The sequence below is a fragment of the Bradyrhizobium sp. USDA 4449 genome (assembly GCF_054056275.1).
In genome coordinates this window covers 1,344,383-1,365,580 of sequence record NZ_JBSRYD010000001.1, presented here as the reverse complement: position 1 = coordinate 1,365,580, position 21,198 = coordinate 1,344,383, and the positions used below count along the sequence as shown (strand labels likewise).

At 63.4% G+C, this 21,198-nt stretch carries 12 protein-coding genes; 8 read left to right on the top strand and 4 right to left on the bottom strand.

Annotated features, from left to right (window positions below):
* Positions 1–50 precede the first annotated feature (50 nt).
* The 6 genes from ACVIIW_RS06500 to ACVIIW_RS06475 all read left to right on the top strand — a co-directional run bounded on the left by ACVIIW_RS06500 (position 51) and on the right by ACVIIW_RS06475 (position 6,767).
* A complete protein-coding gene (locus ACVIIW_RS06500; RefSeq protein ID WP_456699990.1) occupies positions 51–926 on the top strand; it encodes a branched-chain amino acid ABC transporter permease in 876 nt (291 codons plus the stop codon).
* Positions 927–930: 4 nt separating this feature from the next.
* The gene (locus ACVIIW_RS06495; RefSeq protein WP_456699989.1) at positions 931–2,082 is read left to right on the top strand and encodes a branched-chain amino acid ABC transporter permease; all 1,152 of its coding nucleotides are present in this window, start codon (positions 931–933) and stop codon (positions 2,080–2,082) included.
* On the top strand, positions 2,079–2,837 hold the full coding sequence (locus tag ACVIIW_RS06490) for an ABC transporter ATP-binding protein (RefSeq protein ID WP_456699988.1): 759 nt from the start codon (positions 2,079–2,081) through the stop codon (positions 2,835–2,837). Before ACVIIW_RS06495 ends, ACVIIW_RS06490 begins: the two co-directional genes overlap by 4 nt.
* Positions 2,838–2,840: 3 nt before the next feature.
* Positions 2,841–3,629 carry an ABC transporter ATP-binding protein gene (locus tag ACVIIW_RS06485; protein ID WP_456699987.1) on the top strand — a complete coding sequence of 263 codons (789 nt, stop codon included), beginning with the start codon at positions 2,841–2,843 and terminating at the stop codon, positions 3,627–3,629.
* Between the two features lie 30 nt (positions 3,630–3,659).
* Positions 3,660–5,495 carry an AMP-dependent synthetase/ligase gene (locus ACVIIW_RS06480; RefSeq protein ID WP_456699986.1) on the top strand — a complete coding sequence of 612 codons (1,836 nt, stop codon included), beginning with the start codon at positions 3,660–3,662 and terminating at the stop codon, positions 5,493–5,495.
* A 72-nt stretch (positions 5,496–5,567) separates the two neighbouring features.
* Positions 5,568–6,767 (top strand): ABC transporter substrate-binding protein, encoded by a 1,200-nt coding sequence (locus tag ACVIIW_RS06475; protein WP_456699985.1) that lies wholly within the window; start codon positions 5,568–5,570, stop codon positions 6,765–6,767.
* 30 nt (positions 6,768–6,797) lie between these two features.
* On the opposite strand, the gene ACVIIW_RS06470 is transcribed toward ACVIIW_RS06475, so the two are convergent.
* The 3 genes from ACVIIW_RS06470 to ACVIIW_RS06460 all read right to left on the bottom strand — a co-directional run bounded on the left by ACVIIW_RS06470 (position 6,798) and on the right by ACVIIW_RS06460 (position 9,789).
* Positions 6,798–7,751: an IS481 family transposase gene (locus tag ACVIIW_RS06470; protein WP_456699844.1), complete on the bottom strand. Its 954-nt coding sequence runs from the start codon at positions 7,749–7,751 to the stop codon at positions 6,798–6,800.
* Between the two features lie 90 nt (positions 7,752–7,841).
* A complete protein-coding gene (locus ACVIIW_RS06465) occupies positions 7,842–8,966 on the bottom strand; it encodes a lysozyme inhibitor LprI family protein (protein WP_456699984.1) in 1,125 nt (374 codons plus the stop codon).
* A gap of 91 nt (positions 8,967–9,057) precedes the next feature.
* Positions 9,058–9,789, bottom strand: a complete 732-nt coding sequence (locus ACVIIW_RS06460) for a transglutaminase-like cysteine peptidase (RefSeq protein ID WP_456699983.1) — start codon at positions 9,787–9,789, stop codon at positions 9,058–9,060.
* A gap of 627 nt (positions 9,790–10,416) precedes the next feature.
* On the opposite strand from ACVIIW_RS06460, the gene ACVIIW_RS06455 reads away from it, so the two are divergent.
* Entirely contained in the window at positions 10,417–17,010 is a 6,594-nt protein-coding gene (locus ACVIIW_RS06455) for a VCBS domain-containing protein (RefSeq protein ID WP_456699982.1), read from the top strand.
* 151 nt (positions 17,011–17,161) lie between these two features.
* The gene (locus ACVIIW_RS06450) at positions 17,162–19,396 is read left to right on the top strand and encodes a CHASE2 domain-containing protein (RefSeq protein ID WP_456699981.1); all 2,235 of its coding nucleotides are present in this window, start codon (positions 17,162–17,164) and stop codon (positions 19,394–19,396) included.
* Between the two features lie 154 nt (positions 19,397–19,550).
* Here ACVIIW_RS06450 and ACVIIW_RS06445 read toward each other — a convergent pair whose 3' ends face one another.
* Positions 19,551–21,146 carry an ABC transporter substrate-binding protein gene (locus ACVIIW_RS06445; RefSeq protein ID WP_456699980.1) on the bottom strand — a complete coding sequence of 532 codons (1,596 nt, stop codon included), beginning with the start codon at positions 21,144–21,146 and terminating at the stop codon, positions 19,551–19,553.
* Positions 21,147–21,198: the final 52 nt, after the last annotated feature.

Here is a 21,198-nt window from a genome sequence, read left to right as displayed (position 1 = left end):
GCGGCAGGGCGGTCGTCAAGAACCGCTGGTTGCATCGGGAGGACGCGGCGATGCTGGATTTTGTTCAGCAGCTGGTCAGCGGTGTTGCGCTCGGCTGTGTCTACGGCCTGATCGCACTCGGCTTCGTGCTCGTCTACAAGGCCACCGAGGTCGTCAACTTCGCCCAGGGCGATCTGATGATGCTGGGCGGCTTCTTCGCTTTCACCTTCATCGGCATGATGGGCCTGAACTACTGGGTTGGCTTTGCCGGCGCGGTGGTCGCAATGGCGCTGTTCGGCATGCTGGCGGAACGGATCGTGGTGCGGCCGATCCTCGGCTATCCGCAATTCTCCATCATCATGGCCACGATCGGGCTTGGCTATTTCCTGCGCTCGGTCGCCGGCATGATCTGGGGCACCGACGATTTCAAGATCGAGACGCCCTTCAGCCAGGGCGTGCTGCGCATCGGCTCGCTGGTGCTCGCTCATGACAAGCTGTCGGTGATCGCGGCGACGATCATCCTCTGTGCGCTGCTCTGGCTGTTCTTCAACAAGACCACGCTCGGCACCGCGATGCGCGCCAGTTCCGAGAACATGCTGGCGGCCTACTACATGGGCATCCCGGTCAAGCGCGTGGTGTCCATCGTCTGGGCGATCAGCGCGGCGGTTGCGACCTGCGCCGGCGTGCTGCTGGCGCCGATCACCTTCATTCACTCCAATGTCGGCCTCGTGCTCGGCCTGAAGGCCTTCCCTGCCGCCGTGCTCGGCGGTTTCGGCTCGATCCCCGGCGCGGTCGTCGGCGGCGTCCTGATCGGGGTCATCGAGAGCATGGCCGGCTTCTATCTGCCCGAGGGCTGGAAGGACGTCGCGCCCTACGTCGTGCTGCTCGCGGTCCTGCTGCTGAAGCCCGAAGGCCTGTTCGGCCTTCATGCCCGCAAGAAGGTCTGAACGCATGCGCTTCCTGTTCAAGACCGACTATGATGACGACATCAGGCTGTTCCCGCATTCGGGCTATGTCGTCTCCTATGGTCTCCTGCTCGCGGCGCTGCTGATCGCGCCTTACGTGCTGTCCAGCTATCTGATGAGCCAGCTCGTCTTCGTCTGCATCTATGCGACGGTCGGCGTGGCGCTGCTGATCCTGACCGGCTTTACCGGGCAGGCCTCGCTGGGACATGCGGCGTTCCTGGCGATCGGCGCCTACACGGCCGCCTACCTGCAGAAATACAACGTGCCGTTTCCGGTCTATTTCCTCGCCGCCGGCGTCCTGACCGGCTGCGTCGGCGCGCTGGTCGGCTTTCCCGCACTGCGGCTCCAGGGCATCTATCTCGTCATCGCAACCATCTCCTTCGCCTTCATCGTCGAGGAGATCCTGGCGCGCTGGGAGAGCGTCACCAACGGGAATGAGGGCCTGCGGGTCAAGGCGCTGTCGCTGCTCGGCGTGACGGTCTCACGGGACAGCCCGACCTTCTATTTCCTTTGTCTTGCGGTGCTGGTGCTGACCATCGTCGGCACGCTCAACCTGCTGCGATCGCCGACGGGCCGCGCCTTCGTCGCGATCCGCGACAGCGAGACGGCGGCGCGCAGCATGGGCGTCAATGTCGCGCTCTACAAGGTGAAGTCGTTTGCGATCTCGGCGGCGATAACAGGCTTTGCCGGCGTGCTGTTCGCGCACAAGCTCTCCTTCATCTCGCCGGAGATGTTCACGCTGCAGCTCTCGATCGAATTCATCATCGTGATCCTGATCGGCGGCATCTTCAGCCTGCACGGGGCCGTGCTGGGTGCGATCTTCATCGTGATGATCGATCCGTTCCTGACCTACCTCAAGGACGATATGCCCGGCATCATCGCCGGCATTGCCGCGACCTTCGGCGCAGGCCCGGCGACGGCAGGCAATGTCCAGTCCAAGGTCGCGGCCTTTGCCTCGCTCAACGGGCTGAAGGGCGCGATCTACGGCATCATCATCATGGTGTTCGTGCTGTTCGAGCCGCTCGGCCTCTATGGCCGCTGGCTGAAGATAAAACTCTTCTTCCAGCTGTTCCCGCTCTACAAGCGCGCGACCTTCAAGCGACAGAAGATCTACGTGAAGTCTGAGCGGAACCGATGAGCTATTTCCGCGCCGAAAACCTGTCGCTGCATTTCGGGGGCCTCAAGGCGGTCGACGCGGTGTCGTTCGCGGTCGAGAAGGGCGAGATCCTGTCGATCATCGGCCCCAACGGGGCGGGCAAAAGCTCGATCTTCAATCTGATCTCGCGGATCTACCGGCCGACCTCGGGCCGCATCTTCTTCGAGGATCAGGACATCACGGAACAGCCGCCCTACGACATCGCAAGGCTCGGCATCGCCCGCACCTTCCAGAACATCGAGCTGTTCGAGAACGCCACGGTGCTGTCGAACCTCCTGGTCGGGCGCCACCGGCACTCGACCACGCAGCTCTGGCAGGAATTGCTGTTTCTGCCCAGCGTGCGCGCCAACGAGAAGGTGCATCGCCGCCGGGTCGAGCAGGTGATCGAATTCCTCGATCTCGAGCCATACCGTGATAAATTGATCTCGGGCCTGCCTTACGGCGTCCGCAAGGTGATCGAGCTCGCACGTGCGCTCTGCTCGGAGCCGAAGCTGATCCTGCTCGACGAGCCGTCGTCGGGGCTCAACGTGGAGGAGACCGACGACATGTCGTTCTGGATCCGCGACATGAAGAGCGAGCTCGGCGTCACCGTGCTGATGGTCGAGCACGACATGTCGCTGGTCAACCGCGTCTCCGATCGCGTCATTGCGCTCAACTACGGCCGCGTGCTGGCGACGGGCTCCCCGGCCGAGGTGCAGCAGCATCCCGACGTCGTCGCCGCGTATCTGGGAGCCTGACGCATGGATGCGACCATGGCCCCGGATATCATCCTGAAACTCTCCAACGTCGAGAGCTATTACGGGCCGATCATGGCGATCCGCGGCATCTCGCTGGAGGTGCCGCGCGGCCGTATCGTCACGCTGCTCGGCGCCAACGGCGCCGGCAAGACCACGGTGCTGAAGACCATCTCGGGCATTCTCGATCCGCAGAAGGGCTCGATCGAGTTCATGGGCAAGCCGATCCAGCGCATGGAGGCCGACCGCATCGTGCGTTTGGGGCTTAGTCATGTGCCCGAGGGGCGCGAGGTGTTCCCGTTCCTCTCGGTGCGCGAAAACCTGATGATGGGCGCCTATCCGCGCAGCGATCGCGACGGCGTCGCGGAGGATCTGGAGCGGGTCTATGGCTACTTCCCGCGATTGAAAGAGCGCATCGACCAGCCGGCCGGCCAGCTCTCCGGCGGCGAGCAGCAGATGCTGGCGATCGGGCGCGCACTGATGAACCGGCCGACGCTCCTGCTGCTCGACGAGCCCTCGCTCGGCCTGTCGCCGATCCTGGTGAAGGAGATCTTCAACATCATCCGCCGCGTCAACGAGGAGCAGGGCATGTCGATCCTGCTGGTCGAGCAGAATGCCCGCGTGGCGCTGGAGACGGCGCATTACGGCTATGTCCTCGAGATTGGCCGCGTGGTCATGAATGACAGCTGCGACCGCTTGATGCATTCGAAGGACATCCAGGAGTTCTACCTCGGCGCCAAGGAGCAAGGCGCGCGAGGCGAGCGGCGCTGGAAAAAGAAGAAGACGTGGCGATGAACCACTGAACACGACAACGAGGAGACGTGCATGGCCCGACCGGTGCTGACGGTCGCCGATACGATCGCGAAGAGCTTCTTGCGCGCCGCGGAGGTACGCGGCGACAGGCCTGCGATCCGCGAGAAGACGTTCGGCATCTGGCAGCCGACCAGCTGGCGCGAATGGCTGCAGATCTCCAAGGAAATCGCCTACGGCCTTCGTGCCAGCGGCTTCATGCCCGGCGACGTCGCCTCGATCATCGCCAACGCCGTGCCGGAGTGGATCTACGCCGACATGGGCATATTGTGTGCCGGCGGCGTTTCGTCAGGCATCTATCCGACCGATGCGTCGGCCCAGGTCGAATATCTTCTCAATGATTCCGCGACGCGGGTGATCTTCGCCGAAGACGAGGAGCAGCTCGACAAGATTCTTGCGTGCCGGGCGCGCTGTCCCCGCCTGCAGCGGATCGTCGTCTTCGACATGGAGGGTCTCAGCGGGTTTTCCGATGCCATGGTGATGTCGATCGACGAGTTTCGCGCGCTCGGGCGTGACCACATGGTCGGCCGCGAGGCGCTGTGGCGGGAGATGATCGACAGCCGCAGCGCCGGCGATCTCGCCGTTCTCGTCTACACCTCGGGCACGACAGGGCCGCCCAAGGGCGCGATGCATTCCAATCGCAGCGTCACGCATCAGATGCGGCACGCCAACGACTTCATCCCGGCGCGCGAGGAGGAGGACCGGCTGATCTTCCTGCCGCTCTGTCATGTCGCCGAGCGCATCGGCGGCTACTACATCTCCGTTGCACTTGGCTCGATCATGAACTTCGCCGAGAGCCCGGAGACGGTGCCCGATAATCTGCGCGAGGTGCAGCCGACGGTCTTTCTCGCGGTGCCGCGGATCTGGGAGAAATTCTATTCCGCCATCACCATCGCGCTGAAGGACGCGACGGCATTCCAGCAATGGGCCTACCGCCGTGCCATCAAGATCGGCTATCGCATGGTCGATTGCCGCCTGCAGGGCCGGACGCCGTCGCTGGGCTTGCGCATCGCCAACCGCATCGCCTATCAGCTCGTTTTCCGCAACATCCGCCGCATGATCGGGCTCGACCGTTGCCACATCGCCTTCACGGGAGCAGCACCGATCGCGCCGGATCTGATCCGCTGGTACCTCGCGCTCGGCATCGACATGCACGAGGTCTACGGCCAGACCGAGAATTGCGGCGTCGCGACCATGATGCCGGCCGAACGCATCAAGCTCGGCTCGGTCGGCACGGCGGTGCCCTGGGGCGAGGTCGCGCTCTCTCCCGACGGCGAGATCCTGATCAAGGGCGACTTCCTGTTCATGGGCTACCTCAATCAGCCGGAGAAGACGGCGGAGACCATCGATGTCGGCGGCTGGCTGCACACCGGCGATATCGGCACCATCGATAACGAGGGGTTTGTCCGCGTCACCGACCGGATGAAGGACATCATCATCACCTCGGGCGGCAAGAACATCACGCCGTCGGAGATCGAGAACCAGCTCAAATTCTCGCCCTACATTTCCGATGCTGTCGTGATCGGCGACAGGCGGCCATACCTGACCTGCCTGGTGATGATCGACCAGGAGAATGTCGAGAAGTTCGCGCAGGATCACGACATTCCCTTCACAAACTACGCCAGCCTGTGCCGTGCCGGCGAAATCCGGGACCTGATCTGGCGCGAGATCGAAGCCGTCAACGCCAGCTTCGCGCGCGTCGAGTCCATCAAGACGTTCGACCTGATCGAGCGCCAGCTCACGCCGGAGGACGAGGAGCTGACCCCGACCATGAAGCTGAAACGTAATTTCGTGAACAAGCGCTACGCCGCTGAAATCGACGCGATGTATCGCGAGCGGGCGGTCGCCTGACCCGCAAATCAACAGCGAACGGCGATGGCCCCGCCGCTCGCGCAATACGGGCCTTAAGGAGAGGAGACGTCAATGTCGAAGTCGTTGAAAGCGTTCGGCCTTGCTGTGAGTGCGTTCGCACTCACCTGTCAGCCGTCCCTGGCGCAAACCAAAGTCACCAATGAGGGCATTTCGGCCAACGAGATCGTCATCGGTACCCATCAGGATCTGTCGGGTCCGATCAAGGTCTGGGGCGTGCCTGTTTCCAACGGCATGAAGATGGCAGTCGAGGAGATCAACGCCGCCGGCGGCATCCAGGGCCGCAAGATCAAGATGGTCCTGGAGGACAATGGCTATGATCCGAAGAAGGCGGTGCTGGCCTCGCAAAAGATGGTCGAGCGCGACAAGATCTTCGCGATGATCGGTCCAATGGGCTCGCCGACGGTGCTGGCCGCCCAGGACATCCTGTTCGATGCCGGTGTGCTCCAGCTGTTTCCGCTGACGGCGGCCGAGTTCACCTTCAAGTTCGATCCGGCCAAGCCGCAGGAGCGGCTCAAGTTCAACAATCTGCTGCCTTACGTCGAGAGCACGCGCGCCGCCCTGAAATACATGATGGAGTGGAAGAATTTCCAGAAGCCCTGCATCATGCATCAGGACGACGAGTACGGAAAAAACGTGCTCGACGGCTTCAACCAGCAGCTCGCGGCAATGAAGCTGCAGCCCGCCTCGATCACGAGCTACAAGCGCGGCGCGTCCGATTTCAGTGCGCAGGTCGCCAAGATGAAGTCGGACGGCTGCGACCTCGTCGTGCTCGGTACCGTGATCCGCGAGACCATCGGCGCGATGACCGAGGCGAAGAAGCTCGGCTGGGACGTCACTTTCCTGGGCGCCACGCCGACCAACGTGCTGGAGGTGCCGACGCTCGGCAAGGAGGCGGTCGAGGGCCTCTATGCGGCTTCGGGCTTCGAGATTCCCTATGAGGACACCGCCAAGGGCAAGGTCCACGACTGGCTGATCAACTACAAGAAGATGTTCGGTGCCGACGCCAACACCCAGGCGATCATCGGCTACAACGCGGTGATGACGTTTGCGTTCTATGCCGACAAGGCCGGCAAGGATCTGACCGGACAGAAGATGCTCGATTCACTGGAATCAGGCGAAAAGTTCCTCGACATCTTCAATTCGCCGCCGACCAAATTCTCCAAGACCGACCATCTCGCCAACACCATCACCCAGGTGCAGCAGGTCAAGGGCGGCCGCTGGGTGCTGGTCAAGGACAATCTGATGTTTTGATCTTCGCCGACCCTCCCCTCCAAGGGAGGGTTAGCTGTGGAATCTCAACAGGTCGTCCTCCGGGATGGCGAGGCGGCTGATCGGTGGTTTGGCGTGCAGGCTGCCGTGCGAGCGGTGCCAGTTATAGTGATGAAGCCAGATTGGCAGATCGTTGGCTCGCTGGTCTGAGGTTTCGTAGGCGCGAGCATAGGCCCACTCGCGTAGCGCCGTTTGGATGAACCGCTCGGCCTTGCCGTTTGTTTGCGGCCTGTAGGGCCGGGTGAAGATGTGTTTGAGGCCGAGCCTTTTACAGGCCTTGGCAAACGCTTTGGCACGATAGCAAGAGCCGTTGTCGGTCATGATGCCCGTGACCTTTATGCCGAGTCCCTGGAAGTACGAGACGACGTTGTTGAGGAAGGCGATGGCGCTCTCCTTCTTCTCGTCGGGTCGGATCTGAGAGAAGGCCACGCGCGATGCATCGTCGATCGCGACGTGGACGAACTCGTGACCCGCGCCGCGGCTTTCACCCTTCTGGCGATCGTGCGTGATGCGGTGGCCAGGCCTGACGAACCTCCCGAGCTTCTTGATATCGATATGGATGAGCTCGCCGGGATGCTCGCGCTCATAGCGCCGCACCGGCTCGGCCGGCTCCAGATCGCGCATCCGGCTCAATCCCAAGCGACGAAGGATGCGGCTGACAGTGGCCCGTGACACCTTGACCTCGGCTGCAATCTGCTTGCCGGTGTGACGCTCCCGGCGCAACCTCTCGACGACGGCACGCGTGGCAGGCGGGATTTGGCTTGGCGATGAAAGGGGTCTGGAGGAGCGATCGCGCATCCCCTCCGCACCTTCTGCGCGGAACCGCTTGACCCATTTGGCGACGGTCTTCGGCGTCGTGTTGAACTGATAGGCCGCGTCGGCCTGGTTCAGCCCACCTTCCACCACGCTTCGGGCCATCGCCTCTCGACCTTTGGGCGTCAAAGGCGCATTCTTGTGGACGTTCATCTGGTCTCTCCCTGGAACACTGAAGCTTCGCAACCTCAGCTTCCTCGGTTCAGACCAGATGGACAACCTCCTGAGACACCAAAGTTAGCGCTACGACCCCCCGCCCGCCGTCCCCGAATTCACCGGCGCCAGCTCGTCTTCGCGGCAGCGCCAGCCGTCGGCCGCTTTGACGAAGGCAAAGGTACGCTGGATGCGAAGGCGACGCGTGACATTGAAAGCCGCTGCGGAGCGATCCTTGTAGGCGGCGGCCGGTTGCGGACGGCCGGTGCTGGCGTCCCAACAGGTGCCGGTGCACGCGGACGCGACCTTGCTGCAGGTGGTGAATGGCGCCAGCACCACCATCTCGATCTCGCCGGTGACCTGCGCCTCCTGATCGGTCACCTGGCTGTCGAGTGCGTAGACGCGATTGATGCGGAGAAAATTGCCGCAGGAATTGGCGGCGTGGATGCGCGCGGCGCAGAAGTCGACGGCGTCGGCGTCGGGCTCGCGGGCCGAGACCTGCCGGCCGAACACCTTCTTCGGATCGCCCCCGGCTGCGGCGATCTCGTCGGTCTTGCGCTTCAGATATTCGGCCAGGCAATCTTCCGCGGTGCCAAGCTCCTGCGGCGGCACGTTCTCCTTGCCGATCAGATTGCATTTGCGATCGCGCTCGCGGGTCCAGCGGCCGTATTCTGCGAAAGCAAACCGTGCCGCGGTCGGGTCCAGCTTGCCGATCAGGCCGAGCACCTGGCTGTTGAGCTCGGTCTCGGTCAGCGCCAGCGACGGGTCCGCGCAGATCAGTGCGCCAGCCGCGGTGTTGGCGGCCAGACAGTCGAAATTCGTATCCCGCACGATGGTGGCGCGATCCTCGGTCACCTTGAGCAGGCAGGCCTTCACGCGGTCGAAATCTTCGACGCGAACGGCGGTCTGGCCGACGATGCCGCAGCCGAGATTGCGCTGGCGATTCCAGATCGCATTCTCCTCGATCGCAGGCAGACGATCGGGCAGGCGGGCGAGCCGCGCCTCGATGGCCGTGGAGAGCTTCTCGGCGGCTGCGGCAAGCTCGGCATCGCCGCAGAACAATTGATTGCCGGGATCGCGGATCTGCTGGCAGTTGTTCCTGGCGAATTGCGGCAGCCTGTCGGACAGGGAAGAAGCGGATGGACCGGATTGTGCGAAGCCTGATGCCGCCGGCAACGCCAGCAGCGCAAGTATGGTCAGTACGATCAACCGCATTCCGCTCGCCCCGCAGAGAATGCGCCATGCTAGCGCCGGGGATCACGCGGCGAAACGGGTTTGTGGCGGGCAGGTTCGGGCTGCGAGGCGATCAGTGCACCCCGGGGATCACCATCGAGAACTGGACGGGCTCGCCGACATATCTCAGCACGGCAGACTGGTAGAGCACGAACAGCGGCTGGTAGCTGCGTGCCTCGTCATCCGCGACCATGGCCATGCGGCGGTTGTCGAGCATCAGCCAGTGTCCGTCGAGCCTTGCGGCGACAACCGCATGCTCTCCCCCGGCCCTGGCATCGCGCACCACCACGATGCGGAGGTCCTCATCGGCAACGCCGGCGAGCCGCAGCGCGGCGACCTTGGCGATGGCATAGTCTTCGCAATCGCCGGCGCCGCGCGCAAAGGTCGCGAGCGGCGAGCTCCAGATATCTTCGGCGCCGTCACTTTCGGCGCGGATGGCGAGGTTGATGGCACGGTTGGTCTCGCCCAGCCGCGCGCGACCGTCGCGGGTGCGGACCTGGTCGACGATGGCCAGCAGCTTCAGCGCCGCGGGCGAGGCGCAATGGTCGCGATCGCCGTCGCACAGCGCGAGCTGCACCATGTCGTCGTCGAGCTGCTCCTTCAGTGCGAACCATTTCTGCCGCAGGCCGCCGCTGGAAACGGCGAAGGCGAACAGGCCGAATGGCTCGGCGGATTTGCGCACGAGCACGCCTGCGCCCGGCGACAGCAATGTGCCGGCACGAAGATCGGCCGCGGATCCGAGCAGCATCAACCCGCATAGAGCAATGACTGCGCGCCAGGCGCGCAGGCGAGCGGCGGACTCCATCTGACATCCCCTTCCGGCTTCGCAAGGATGATGAGGAAGGATTCCCCTCGACCTCGACGTGCCGGCTTTGTTGCTTTCGCGGAGATGGTGCGGGACGGCCCGTTTTGTTCCGCTTAACGCGCGGCGGCGGGCTCCCAAAACCGCGGGACAGGCTGAAGCGGGCCTGCCCGAATTGCATAAAACTTTACGAATCGGGAGGTAGGAGAGGCTCGGCTGCCGCGAAATGGCATCGAATGCAGGCAAAAGTTGTGGTCGGTCAATTCTGCGCTTGTGGCTAATGACCCGCTACTTCACGGATTCTGTTAGTTGGTCGCAGATTGGGCCCCGTAATTGCCGCAGTATGCGGCGGCGCATCATGATGCAAAGATTGAGGTGAGTATTCATAGTTGAAATTATACTGCAGAGTACATGGAATGACCGGAAATGGGCTCCAATACCGACGCTTTACTCGCAAATCTCACAACGATGACTTCAGTTCATCTTTGAGTGTCGCCGCAGGCATAGTCGCGGGCCGCCAAGTCGTGCAAATCACACAAGCAATAGGTGGTTTCGCTAAGGACTTGGTAATGATATGCGAGCTTAGGCGATCGATTCTTTCATAAATATTAACCTTTTTTCGGTGCCCCGTTGAATTACGCTGGCAAATTTGACGCCGCGCTCTCCTTGGATGGACAGGGTTTCCGCTTGCCCGCATCCGGCCACGTCGTTCCCTTTACGGCCAATTCCTTTACCGCCAACTCCCATACCGCGGGCTCCTATACCGCCAAGGCACATGGCCACGTGCCCGATGGTGCGGTCGTCGTTGCCGACCCCAATCTGATCTTCCATGGCGATTTCAAGCGCACGGGGCTTGATCTCGTGCTGTCTCATGACGGCCACGCGTTCGTCGTTCACGATTATTTCAGGGGCGACAAGCGCGCGGCGATCGCCTCGGCGGACGGTGCGCATCTCACCGGCGATATCGTCAGCGCGCTCACGGGTTACGTTCAATATGCGCAGGCGGCGCCCGGCGCCGCTGCGGCACAGGTCATCGGCCATGTCACCAAGCTGACCGGGAGCGCCACCGCGATCCGCAACGGCGTCTCGGTCGTCCTGAACAACGGCGACAACGTCGAGAAGGGCGACGTGGTCTCGACCGGCTCGGATTCGACACTCGGCGTGACCTTCATCGACGGCACCGTGTTCGGCCTGTCCTCCAACGCGCGGATGGTGCTGAACGAGATGGTCTACGACCCGAACGGGTCGAACAATTCCTCGCTGCTCAGCCTGGTCGCGGGCACCATCACCTTCGTCGCCGGCGAGACCGCCAAGCACGGCGACATGAAGATCGACACGCCGGTCGCCACCATGGGTATCCGTGGCACGGCGGTGCTGACCGAGATCAACTTCGTCGTTCCCGCAGGTGGCGGCGATCCGCAGCCTCAGGCGAACTTCCAGGTGCTGGTCGAGCCGAACGGCACCACCGGCTCCTACATCCTGTTCGACAAGCTGACCTTGCTGCCGATCGCGACGGTCAACCAGGCCGGACAGATGATCCAGATCAGCGGTGGCAACGTCTCGGTCACCAATGCGCTGTTGTCACCCGATGTGCAGAAGCTGATCACGGACGTGTTCACGCTGAAGTTCACGGACAACAATACCAACACCAAGCTGACCACGAACTTCACCGACACCGTCACACAGACCAGCGACGGCCTGACGATCAAGACGCCAGCCGGCTACGTCGCGATTCCGGTCTTCGTCAATCTCAGCCAGCAGAACGCTGCGCTGCAGGGGCCGACCGATCACGCGACCGCGGGCAGCCGTGTTCCGAACGCGCTGTCGCTGTTTTTGCAGAGCCTCGACCTCGCCAACAACGTCAAGCTCGCATTCAACCTGACCGAGGTCGCAGGTCAGACCGGCGTGTCGACGGCCGATCTGGTGATCGCCAAGGCCTCCTTTGTCGACTTCAATCTTGGCGACCGTCCGACCGTGAAGGTGGTGCTCACCGACGGCACCTATGTCTACCAGGACTCGGGCCAGCACGACGTGACGGCAGGCCTTTCGGCGCTCCAGAAGCAGGATATCCTGGCCACCGAGGTCAAGATCACCGTCGTTCCCGGCGCCGGCAACGACAGCAATGGAACCGCGGCCTGGACCTTCAGCGTCCCCGATAGCGCCTTCGATTTCCTCGCCGCAGGCGAGACGCTGACGCTGAAATACACCATCGTCCTCAACAACAACTTCGCCGACGATCCAGGGATCGTCACCAAAGACATCACCATCACCATCGCCGGCACCAACGACAAGCCGGTGATCACCTCGGCCGTGCCGACCATCACCTTCTCGGGCGGCACCAGCGTGCCGGGTGGCCCGCTCACCACCGACGTCCCCACCTCGGGCACGCTGAGCTTCAGCGATGTCGATCTCACCGACACGCACACGGTGGCGGTATCCAAGTTCAGCGCGGTCCTGCCCGGCGGCACCGTGCCCCAGAGCATCTACGACTTCCTCGCCAAGGACCTCTCGGTCTCGATCGCGCCCGGTCACGACAGCACGGGGTCCGGCACGGGAACGGTGAATTGGTCGCTCGGAGATATCCCGGTCTACCTCGCCGACTTCATCCCGAAGGGCGAGGTGCTGACGCTGACCTACACCGTGACGGTCACGGACTCGCAGGGCGCCACGTCAGACCAGACGATCACGGTCACGGTCACGGGCACCGATGCGCCTGCCGTGGTGTGGATCGCGACGAACAAGCCGGGAGCTCCGTCAGGCGGCTTCTGGGGGGACGGCGCCAACTGGGAAACCGGCACCGTGCCGACCAGCAGCGACGACGTCATCGTCATCACCGACCAGCTGCACGGCCTGACGCCGTCCTATCCGGTCACGATCGACACAGCCGCGTTCGCCAAATCGCTGACGATGAACGATTTCGACACCAAGGCGGACCACACAGCCCCCGAGGTGATCAACAAGAGCACACTGACGATCACCGGGACGCTCACGCTCGAGGCCGATTCGAGATTCACCAATCAGGCGACGGGCATCGTCTCGGTTGGCGGCAAGGCCGAGTTTTCGGGGGCGAGCGTCCTGGCGAATGCCGGGGGGATGACGCTTGCAGGCGGTGGCGACTTCGCCGAGGCTACGTCGATCACCAACTCCGGCACGATCGAACTGTCCGGCGGCACGCTGACGACGCTCGCCGAGATTCACAATGCAGGCGGCATCCTCCAAGCGGATGTCGGTACGAGGCTGATCGTTGGTGCCGCGACGGTCGATGGCGGTGCCGTGACCATTTACGGCACGCTGGAGCTCGACGGCACCAGCCTGATCGAGAACGGCACGCTGAGCAATTGCGGCGTGGTCAACGTCAGGGGTGCAGCAGAGTTCAGTAGCGAAACCGTTGCCAACAAGGCCGGCGGCCTGATCGAGGTGTGGAGCGACAGCGCGCTGACGATCGACCATGGCTCCGTCGTCAAAAATTCCGGCAACCTCACGGTCGATGCCGACGGCAAACTGATCGTCAACGGCGCGACGATCGACGGCGGCACGCTGACCATATCAGGTACGCTGGAATCGACCGGCAGCAGCGGCATCACCGGCGTGGATATCACCAACACCGGCACGGTCACGGTCGACGGAATGTCGAAGCTCCATTTGACCGACGTCTCGATCAACGGCGGCAGCCTGAACAATTTCGGCAATCTCTACGCCGTGTCGGGCGGCAACAATGTCACGGGTGCCGTGACCAACACCGGGATCATCGAGGTGCAGGCCGGCACCCTGAACCTGTCCGGCAAGCTCACCGGCGCCGGCCAGTTGATCATCGACGACGAGGCGACGCTGGAACTCGGCGGAGCCGATGCGCAGACCGTCACCTTCAGCGGCGGTTCCGATACGCTGCAGCTTGACAACACCAGCCATGGCTTCACCGGGACCATCACCGGCCAGGCGACGAGTGGTGGCAGCTTCGCGATCACCGGTAACGCCGACGTCACGGCGTCTGAAGGCGATGCGCTCGACTTCACGGCATCGGGCGGGTCGAGCGACAGCCGCGGCGACATCGTGCTGACGCCATCAGGCACGCTGACCGGCGCGAACAATGGCATTGCCGTCACCCAGAACGGCATCGGTACTATCTCGCTGATCACGGTTGGCGATGTCACCGGAACTGCCGGCGAGGGCATCACGCTGCGGGACGGGGCGACCGGGGCGGGCGACATCGCCGCGACGATCGGCGGCACGGCGTCCGGTGCTGTCGGTCTCGACGTGCTCGCCAATCGCGATGGCGATGTCACCATCACCAATCACGGGCATATCATAGGCACGGGTTCGTACGGCATCAGTGTCGTCCAGGACGGCGACGAGGCGACGGGTTCGACGCACATCACCAATACCGGATCTGTGGCCGGCGCCGGCGACGTCGCCGCGATCTCCATTCACGAGAGCGCGACCGGCACCGCGACGATCGACAATTCCGGAACCATCGGCCGCGACGACGCCGGAAGCGTGACCGCGACCGCCTACGCGATCGTCGAGACCGGCGGCGCGGTCGCGATCAACAATAGCGGCCACATCAACGGCAACATCTCGGCTGCAAGCGCCACCTTCGACAACGAATCCGCCGGCACCTGGATCGTTTCCGGCACCAACGCGTTCGGCACCTCGTCCACGATCGATAATGCCGGCGAAATCGATCTCCACGACGGCGCCTCTGTCGCGAGCGCGGACGGGCTGACCTTCGGCATCACCAACTCCGGCAGCATCGAGAGTTGGGGCACGACATCGATCACGGGCAGCATCACCAATACCAACACGATCGAGATCCATGCCGGCGGGGCCTTGTCGCTGTTCGGCTCGCTGTCCGGCTCCGGTTCGGTCACGATCGATGCCGGTGCGACGCTGGTGCTCGACGCCACGATGTCGCAGACGGTCACCTTCGCGGGCGAGGGCAGCGAGCTCTCCATCCAGACGACGGATTTCGGCGGCTCGATCGCGGGATTGATCGCGACCGACAAGATCGACCTGTCGAGCATCGGCTATGGTCTCGGAACCAGTGCGATCTACGTCGCCAATGACGACGCCAAAACCGGCGGCACGCTGACGATCACCGACGCTGCAGGTCATCACATCAGCCTGGCCCTGACGGGCGCCGACTACAGCAACACGATCTTCGCGGGCAGCGACGACGGCACGGGTCACACGCTGATCACCGTCAACGCCGCGGACGACGCGCCGAAATTCACCGCCGATGGCGCCGGGCTGAGCGCGAGCTTCTCCGAATTGGCGAACACCACCAATTCCCCGGCGCCCGACCCGGTACCGGCCGCCGCCGGCTCGATCGCCTTCACCGACGTCGATCTGACCGATCGTCCGCAGGCGAACGTGCCCCACCAGGACGTGACCTGGCTCGACGCCGATGGCCATACCGAGCTCACGCCGACCTCGGGTCAGGCGAGTGCGCTGGAAAGCGCGCTTGCGGTCCTGACATCAGGCAAGAACAATGGTGCCGTCGACTGGAGCTATTCGATCGCTGACGGTGCGCTGGACTTCCTCGGCCAGGGCCAGACCGCGACCGTCGTCTCCACCATCGCGCTCGACGACGGCCATCACGGCACCGACACGACCCAGGTCACCGTCACGATCACCGGCGCCAACGATGCGCCCGCGATCACGACGGGCGCGGGCGACGTCGACACGGTGACCCTGCCCGAGACCAATGCTGGGCTCAGCAAGGGCGGCACGCTGACCGTATCCGACGCCGACGCCACGGACCACGTCACGGTGGCACTCGATCACCTCTCCGTCTATCTCGACGGCGTCCTGCAGACCGACGGCATCGACGGGCTGTCGAACGCGGATCTGGTGAACTATTTGGCGGTTCAGTCCGGCGACATCCTGAACGGCACGGCTGACCACGCCCAGTTCTCGTGGGACTTCAATTCGGGCGACCAGGCCTTCGACTTCCTCGCTGCCGGCCACACGCTGTCGCTGCAATACACCATCGTGCCCAATGACGGTCACGTCACCGGCACGGGCGACGTCGTCACGGTCAACATCACCGGCAGCAACGATTCGCCGATGCTCGACGACGCGACGCTGACCTCTGTCGCCGGCAATGACAGCAATCCGGCCGGAAGCACCGTCAGCGATCTCTTCGCGAGCAAGTTCCACGATGTCGACGACGGCGCGAGCTTCCAGGCCATCGCGGTCACATCGGACACGGCCACGACCGCCGAGGGCGTCTGGCAGTACGAAGTCGCCGGCACCAGCCAGTGGGTCGATATCGGATCGGTCAGTGACTGCCATGCGCTGGTGCTGGGCACCGACACGTCGATCCGTTTCGTGCCGGCCGACGGTTTTACGGGCACGCCGGACGCGCTCGGCGTCCAAGCGCTCGACGACACCTATGGCGGTGGCATCACGACGTCAGCGGCGCCTGTGACGACCGACATCGCGGCGATGGCCACCGACGGCACGGCGCCGGCGTCGAGCGAGGCTACCACGATCAGCACCAGCGTGACCGCGCCTGCCGGTGGGCCGCTCATCGGCACCGACGATTTCTACGTCTCGCATGATCGCGAGCTCGGCACCGACAGCATCCTCAATCTCTCGGTCAGCGACACCGATTCCAACGCGTCGGCGGATGACTTCACCGTCACAGCCGTCACTGCGCATGCGCCTGATAGCCACGTCGATCCGTCGGCCGCATCCGGCTCGCTCGATGACATCAATACGGCCTTCCAGGACGGCATCACTTACAATCCCGGAGACACGCCGCCCGACCAGGACCAGATCACGCTGACCGTGACGGACCAGACCACCGGCGCCGGCGACACGGTCAACTTCATCTTCAACGAGGGCGACGCCCGCAATGGCGTCACGCTGAGCGGCACCAGCGGCAAGGACGTCATCTTCGCGACGACGACCGGCGACACGCTGAGCGGCGGCGGCGGCAAGGATCAGTTCGTGTTCGCGCCGGGCAGGACCGGGGAAGATGCCACGCACACCATCGCCGATTTCATTGAGGGCCTCGACAAGATCGACCTGCGCCAGTTCTCGGGCGTTGCGTCCACTCACGATCTCCACATGACCCAGCTGTCCGGCGAAACGCAGGTTACGTGGCAGGAGCATATTGGTACGGGAGACGGCGCGGTCACCGAACATGAAACGCTGCTGCTGAAGAACGTGGTCGCCGCAAGTCTCAAGGCCAGCGATTTCATCTTCCACATCTCCTGATCGGCGCCCGATCCCGCCCGCCTGGCCGCGATCGATGCCCGGCTTGGCGCCGGCAAAAAATCCGCAATCCTCCGCCATCGGGGAATGGAAAATCACACGCTTAGGCTCCATGATCCGGGGGACGCGACGCGCGCCGGGAAGCTCGACTGACATGAAACGTCTCAAAATCCTGCGCCGGTGGTTCACGCGGAGACTCGGCATTGCGCGCCTGCTGGGGCTTGGGCTGCTGATCGTCTTCGCCGGGTTGCGCGTCTGGGATCCGCCGCCGGTGCAGGAATTGCGCGTGCGCACCTTCGACCTGTTTCAGCTGATCGATCCCCGCCACAAGACGGTGCGGCCGGTCACGATCGTCGACATCGACGACAAGAGCCTCGCCAAGTTCGGCCAGTGGCCTTGGCCGCGGACGCGGATCGCGGACTTGGTCATCAACCTCACCGCCGCCGGCGCGGTGGCGATCGGCTTCGACGTGGTGTTTTCGGAACCCGACCGGCTCAGTCCGGATCTGGTCGCCGGCCAGATGCGCTACCTCGACGACGTCACCCGCGCCAGACTGCGCGAGCTGCCGAGCAACGACCAGGTCCTCGCCGAAGCGATCAGGCGTTCGCACGTCGTCCTCGGCGAGACCGGCCTGCCGGCGGTCGAGTCCGAGCTTGACAAGACACTGCCCTTCACTGGCGTCGCGACGGTGGGCGAGGAAGGCGCCGAAAAATTTCTGTTCGAGTTTCCCGGCCTGCTCCGCAACGTGCCCGTCATCGAGAAGGTCGCCGCCGGCCGCGGCCTGTTCTCGATCAAGACCGAGCGCGATGGCCTGATTCGCCGTGTGCCGATGATCATGCGCACCCAGGGCAACATGATCATGCCCTCGCTGAGTCTGGAGATCCTGCGGATCATCACGCGAACGCCGACGCTGCTGGTCCGCACCGACAAGACCGGCATCCGCGCGATCCGCCTCAAGGGCGTCGAGATCCCGACCGATAAGAACGGCCAGCTCTGGGTGCACTACGCCCGTCTCGATCCCTCGATCTATGTCTCGGCGTCCGACGTGCTCGACAACACCGTGTCGCCGGACAAGATCAACGGCAAGCTGGTGTTGATCGGCACGTCCGCGGCCGGTCTGAACGACATCAAGACCACGCCGGTGTCCTCGACCATGCCCGGCGTCGAGATCCACGCCCAGGTGCTCGAAAGCGTGCTCAGCCGCGCGGTCATCTCCCAGCCGAACTACGCGCTCGGCGTCGAGCTTCTCGCGGCGATGATCATCGGCATCCTCGTCATCATCTTCACGCCGAATCTCGGCCCGGTCCGGCTGGTGCTGGCCGGGGCGTTGTTCGCCGCGATCCTGGTCGGCACGTCCTGGTTCTTCTACGCGCAGTATCGCTATCTGATCGACTTCACCTATCCACTGCTGTCGACCACCGCGATCTACCTCACTTTCATCTTCTGGAGCTTCGTGCGCGAGCAGCGCCAGCGCGTGCAGATCCGCGGCATCTTCGCCCAATACATGTCGCCGGTGCTGGTCGAACAGCTGGCGCAATCGCCGGAGAAACTCGTGCTCGGCGGCGAGGAGCGCGAGATGACGATCATGTTCTCCGACGTGCGCGGATTCACCACGATCTCGGAGAGCTACAAGCACGATCCGCAAGGCCTGATCACGCTGATGAACCGCTTCCTGACACCGCTCACGGACGTGATCATCGAACAGAAGGGCTATGTCGACAAATACATGGGCGACGCCATCATGGCGTTCTGGAACGCGCCGCTCGACGATGCCGAGCACCAGGTGCATGCCTGCGAGGCCGCGATCCAGATGCTGGAAAGGATCGACGTCGTGAACAAGGAGCGCGAGCAGGAAGCGGCCGATGGCGGCCATGTCTACATCCCGCTCAATGTCGGCATCGGCCTCAACACCGGCATCGGGGTGGTTGGCAACATGGGCTCCGATCTGAAGAAGAACTATTCTGTGCTCGGCGACAGCGTGAACCTCGCCTCGCGCCTGGAAGGCCAGACCAAGGAATACGGCTTCCCGATCATCGTGGGCTCGCGCACCGCACTCGCCGCCAAGGACAGATTCGCGATCCTCGAGCTCGACTTCATCACGGTCAAGGGCAAGAGCGAACCGGAGGTGATCTATGCGATCGCCGGCCGCGAGGATGTGTTGCAGTCGGCCGCGTTCCAGCGCCTGCGCAACGTCACCATCGAAATGCTCGCCTGCTACCGCAGCCGCGACTGGCACGGCGCACTGGACGCCATCGAACGCGGCCGTCGCAGCGAGGATGCCGACACGCTGGAGAAGCTGTTCAAGCTGTACGAAGCAAGGATCAACGAGTTCAAGGTCGATCCGCCGCCCGAGGGGTGGAACGGAGCGTTTGCGCTGCTGACGAAGTAGGGGCGCGAGGACGTAGCCTGTAGGGTGGGTTAGCTCAGCGGATGCGCGAAGCGCGTCTGCTCGGCGTAATCCACCTCTTCTGTCTCCGCGGCTGGGAGCAGAGGTGGGTTACGCCTGCGGCTAACCCACCCTGCGATGTCTGTGCTCGCCGCCTTCACTCCACCCCGATCGTCGTGAGATCCTGGAACCAGTGCTGCGCCTGCACGAACTGCTTGATCTTCGGCGACAGCGCATGCGGGTTGGTGTCGTGGACCACCCAGACCAGCGCGGCGTCGTCGACGATCAGCGCATGCGCCTGCGCGATCAAATCGTTCTGCCTGGCGGTGTCGAAGGTCTGCTTGGCCTCGTTGATCAGCGCGTCGACCTCGGGATTCCTGTAGCCGCCCCAGTTGACGCCGACAGGCGCGATCTGGTCGGAGGCAAAGAAGCGGACGATGGCATAGAGCGGGTCCGAGGTGACATAGGCGATGTTGTTGGCGGTGATGCCGGCGTTGATCTCGTCGGCGGCGCCCTTGCGCCAATGCGTATAGAGCGTTTCGAGCTCGACCACCTTGAAGTCGATGTCGATGCCGATCTCCTTGAAACTCTGCTGCAGGAATTCGTTCATCGGCAGCGACAGCATCTGGCCGGTGCCGCCCTGCGCGATGATGAAGGTGGTCTTCAGCGGCTTTTCTTTCGAATAGCCGGCTTCCTCCACCAGCTTCTTCGCTGCGGCAAGATCGTACTTCAATTCAAAGGTCGGCTTGCCGAACCACGGGCTCGAGGGGTCCACTTGTCCTTTCGCGGGCTTCGCAAGTCCGTTCATCAGGCCGACGACTTCGTCGCGGTTGATCGCGAGGTTCAGCGCCTTGCGCAGGCGGATGTCGGTCCAGGGCGAGCCCGGCAGCACGCTGAGATGATAATTCCAGACATGCGGCGTGACGTTGTCGACGATCTTCATGCCGGCGGCCTTCAGCTGCGGCACGGCATCAGGCGCCGGCGTCTCGATCAGATCGACCTGGCCTGCGAGCAGCGCGTTGGTGCGGGTCAACGCTTCCGGCATCGGCATCAGCACGATCTTGTCGACCTTCGGAATGCGCTTGGCGTTCCAATAGTCCGGATTCCTGCTGAACTCGGCGATCTCGCGCGGCACCAGCTTCGTCAGCTTGAACGGGCCGGTGCCGGAGGGCTGGCTGGCGAACTTGTCCCAATCCTTGCCGAGCTTCTCATACTGCGCCGGGCTCGACACCAGGAACCACAGCATCTGATAGGGGAAGAAGGAGTCCACCGTCTTGGTCGTGATCTCCACGGTGAAGTCATCGATCCTGGCGTAGCTCGCGACCGAAGGAAGCCGCGTCTTCACCTGCGCGCTCTGCCGCTTGTCGAATTGCGGCGCCTTGTCGTTGAGCACCTTGTCGAGATTCCAGATCACCGCATCGGCGTTGAACTCGCTGCCGTCGTGAAACTTCACCCCCTTGCGAAGGGTGAAGCGCCATTTGGTCTTGTCTGAAACGTCGACCTTCCATTCGGTCGCGAGCCCCGGCACCAGCTTGCCCGGGCGTTCGGCCACGTCCATCTCCCACGCCACCAGCGGATCGTAGATCGTATAGGCCGTGAATTGATAGGCCCCGGCGCCGCGATCGGGCTGGCCCGTCGTCAGCGGAATATCCGCCATCGAGATGCCATAGCGCACCACGGTTTCGGCGCGCGCCGGGAGCGAGAATAATGCCAGTGCAAGCACCGCGAGACAGGTCGATTTGAGGATTCGCATGGCCCAAAGCTCCCAGAATAGGTGGGGCCTAACGTGCAATCTTGATGCCAGA

What these genes read in the sequence shown, in the direction of transcription:
- ACVIIW_RS06445 (WP_456699980.1), bottom strand. Translation starts at nt 21,146, where the DNA reads ATGCGAATCCTCAAATCGACCTGTCTCGCGGTGCTTGCACTGGCATTA.
- ACVIIW_RS06460 (WP_456699983.1), bottom strand. Translation starts at nt 9,789, where the DNA reads ATGGAGTCCGCCGCTCGCCTGCGCGCCTGGCGCGCAGTCATTGCTCTA.
- ACVIIW_RS06490 (WP_456699988.1), top strand. Translation starts at nt 2,079, where the DNA reads ATGAGCTATTTCCGCGCCGAAAACCTGTCGCTGCATTTCGGGGGCCTC.
- ACVIIW_RS06475 (WP_456699985.1), top strand. Translation starts at nt 5,568, where the DNA reads ATGTCGAAGTCGTTGAAAGCGTTCGGCCTTGCTGTGAGTGCGTTCGCA.
- ACVIIW_RS06470 (WP_456699844.1), bottom strand. Translation starts at nt 7,751, where the DNA reads ATGAACGTCCACAAGAATGCGCCTTTGACGCCCAAAGGTCGAGAGGCG.
- ACVIIW_RS06495 (WP_456699989.1), top strand. Translation starts at nt 931, where the DNA reads ATGCGCTTCCTGTTCAAGACCGACTATGATGACGACATCAGGCTGTTC.
- ACVIIW_RS06485 (WP_456699987.1), top strand. Translation starts at nt 2,841, where the DNA reads ATGGATGCGACCATGGCCCCGGATATCATCCTGAAACTCTCCAACGTC.
- ACVIIW_RS06450 (WP_456699981.1), top strand. Translation starts at nt 17,162, where the DNA reads ATGAAACGTCTCAAAATCCTGCGCCGGTGGTTCACGCGGAGACTCGGC.
- ACVIIW_RS06465 (WP_456699984.1), bottom strand. Translation starts at nt 8,966, where the DNA reads ATGCGGTTGATCGTACTGACCATACTTGCGCTGCTGGCGTTGCCGGCG.
- ACVIIW_RS06480 (WP_456699986.1), top strand. Translation starts at nt 3,660, where the DNA reads ATGGCCCGACCGGTGCTGACGGTCGCCGATACGATCGCGAAGAGCTTC.
- ACVIIW_RS06500 (WP_456699990.1), top strand. Translation starts at nt 51, where the DNA reads ATGCTGGATTTTGTTCAGCAGCTGGTCAGCGGTGTTGCGCTCGGCTGT.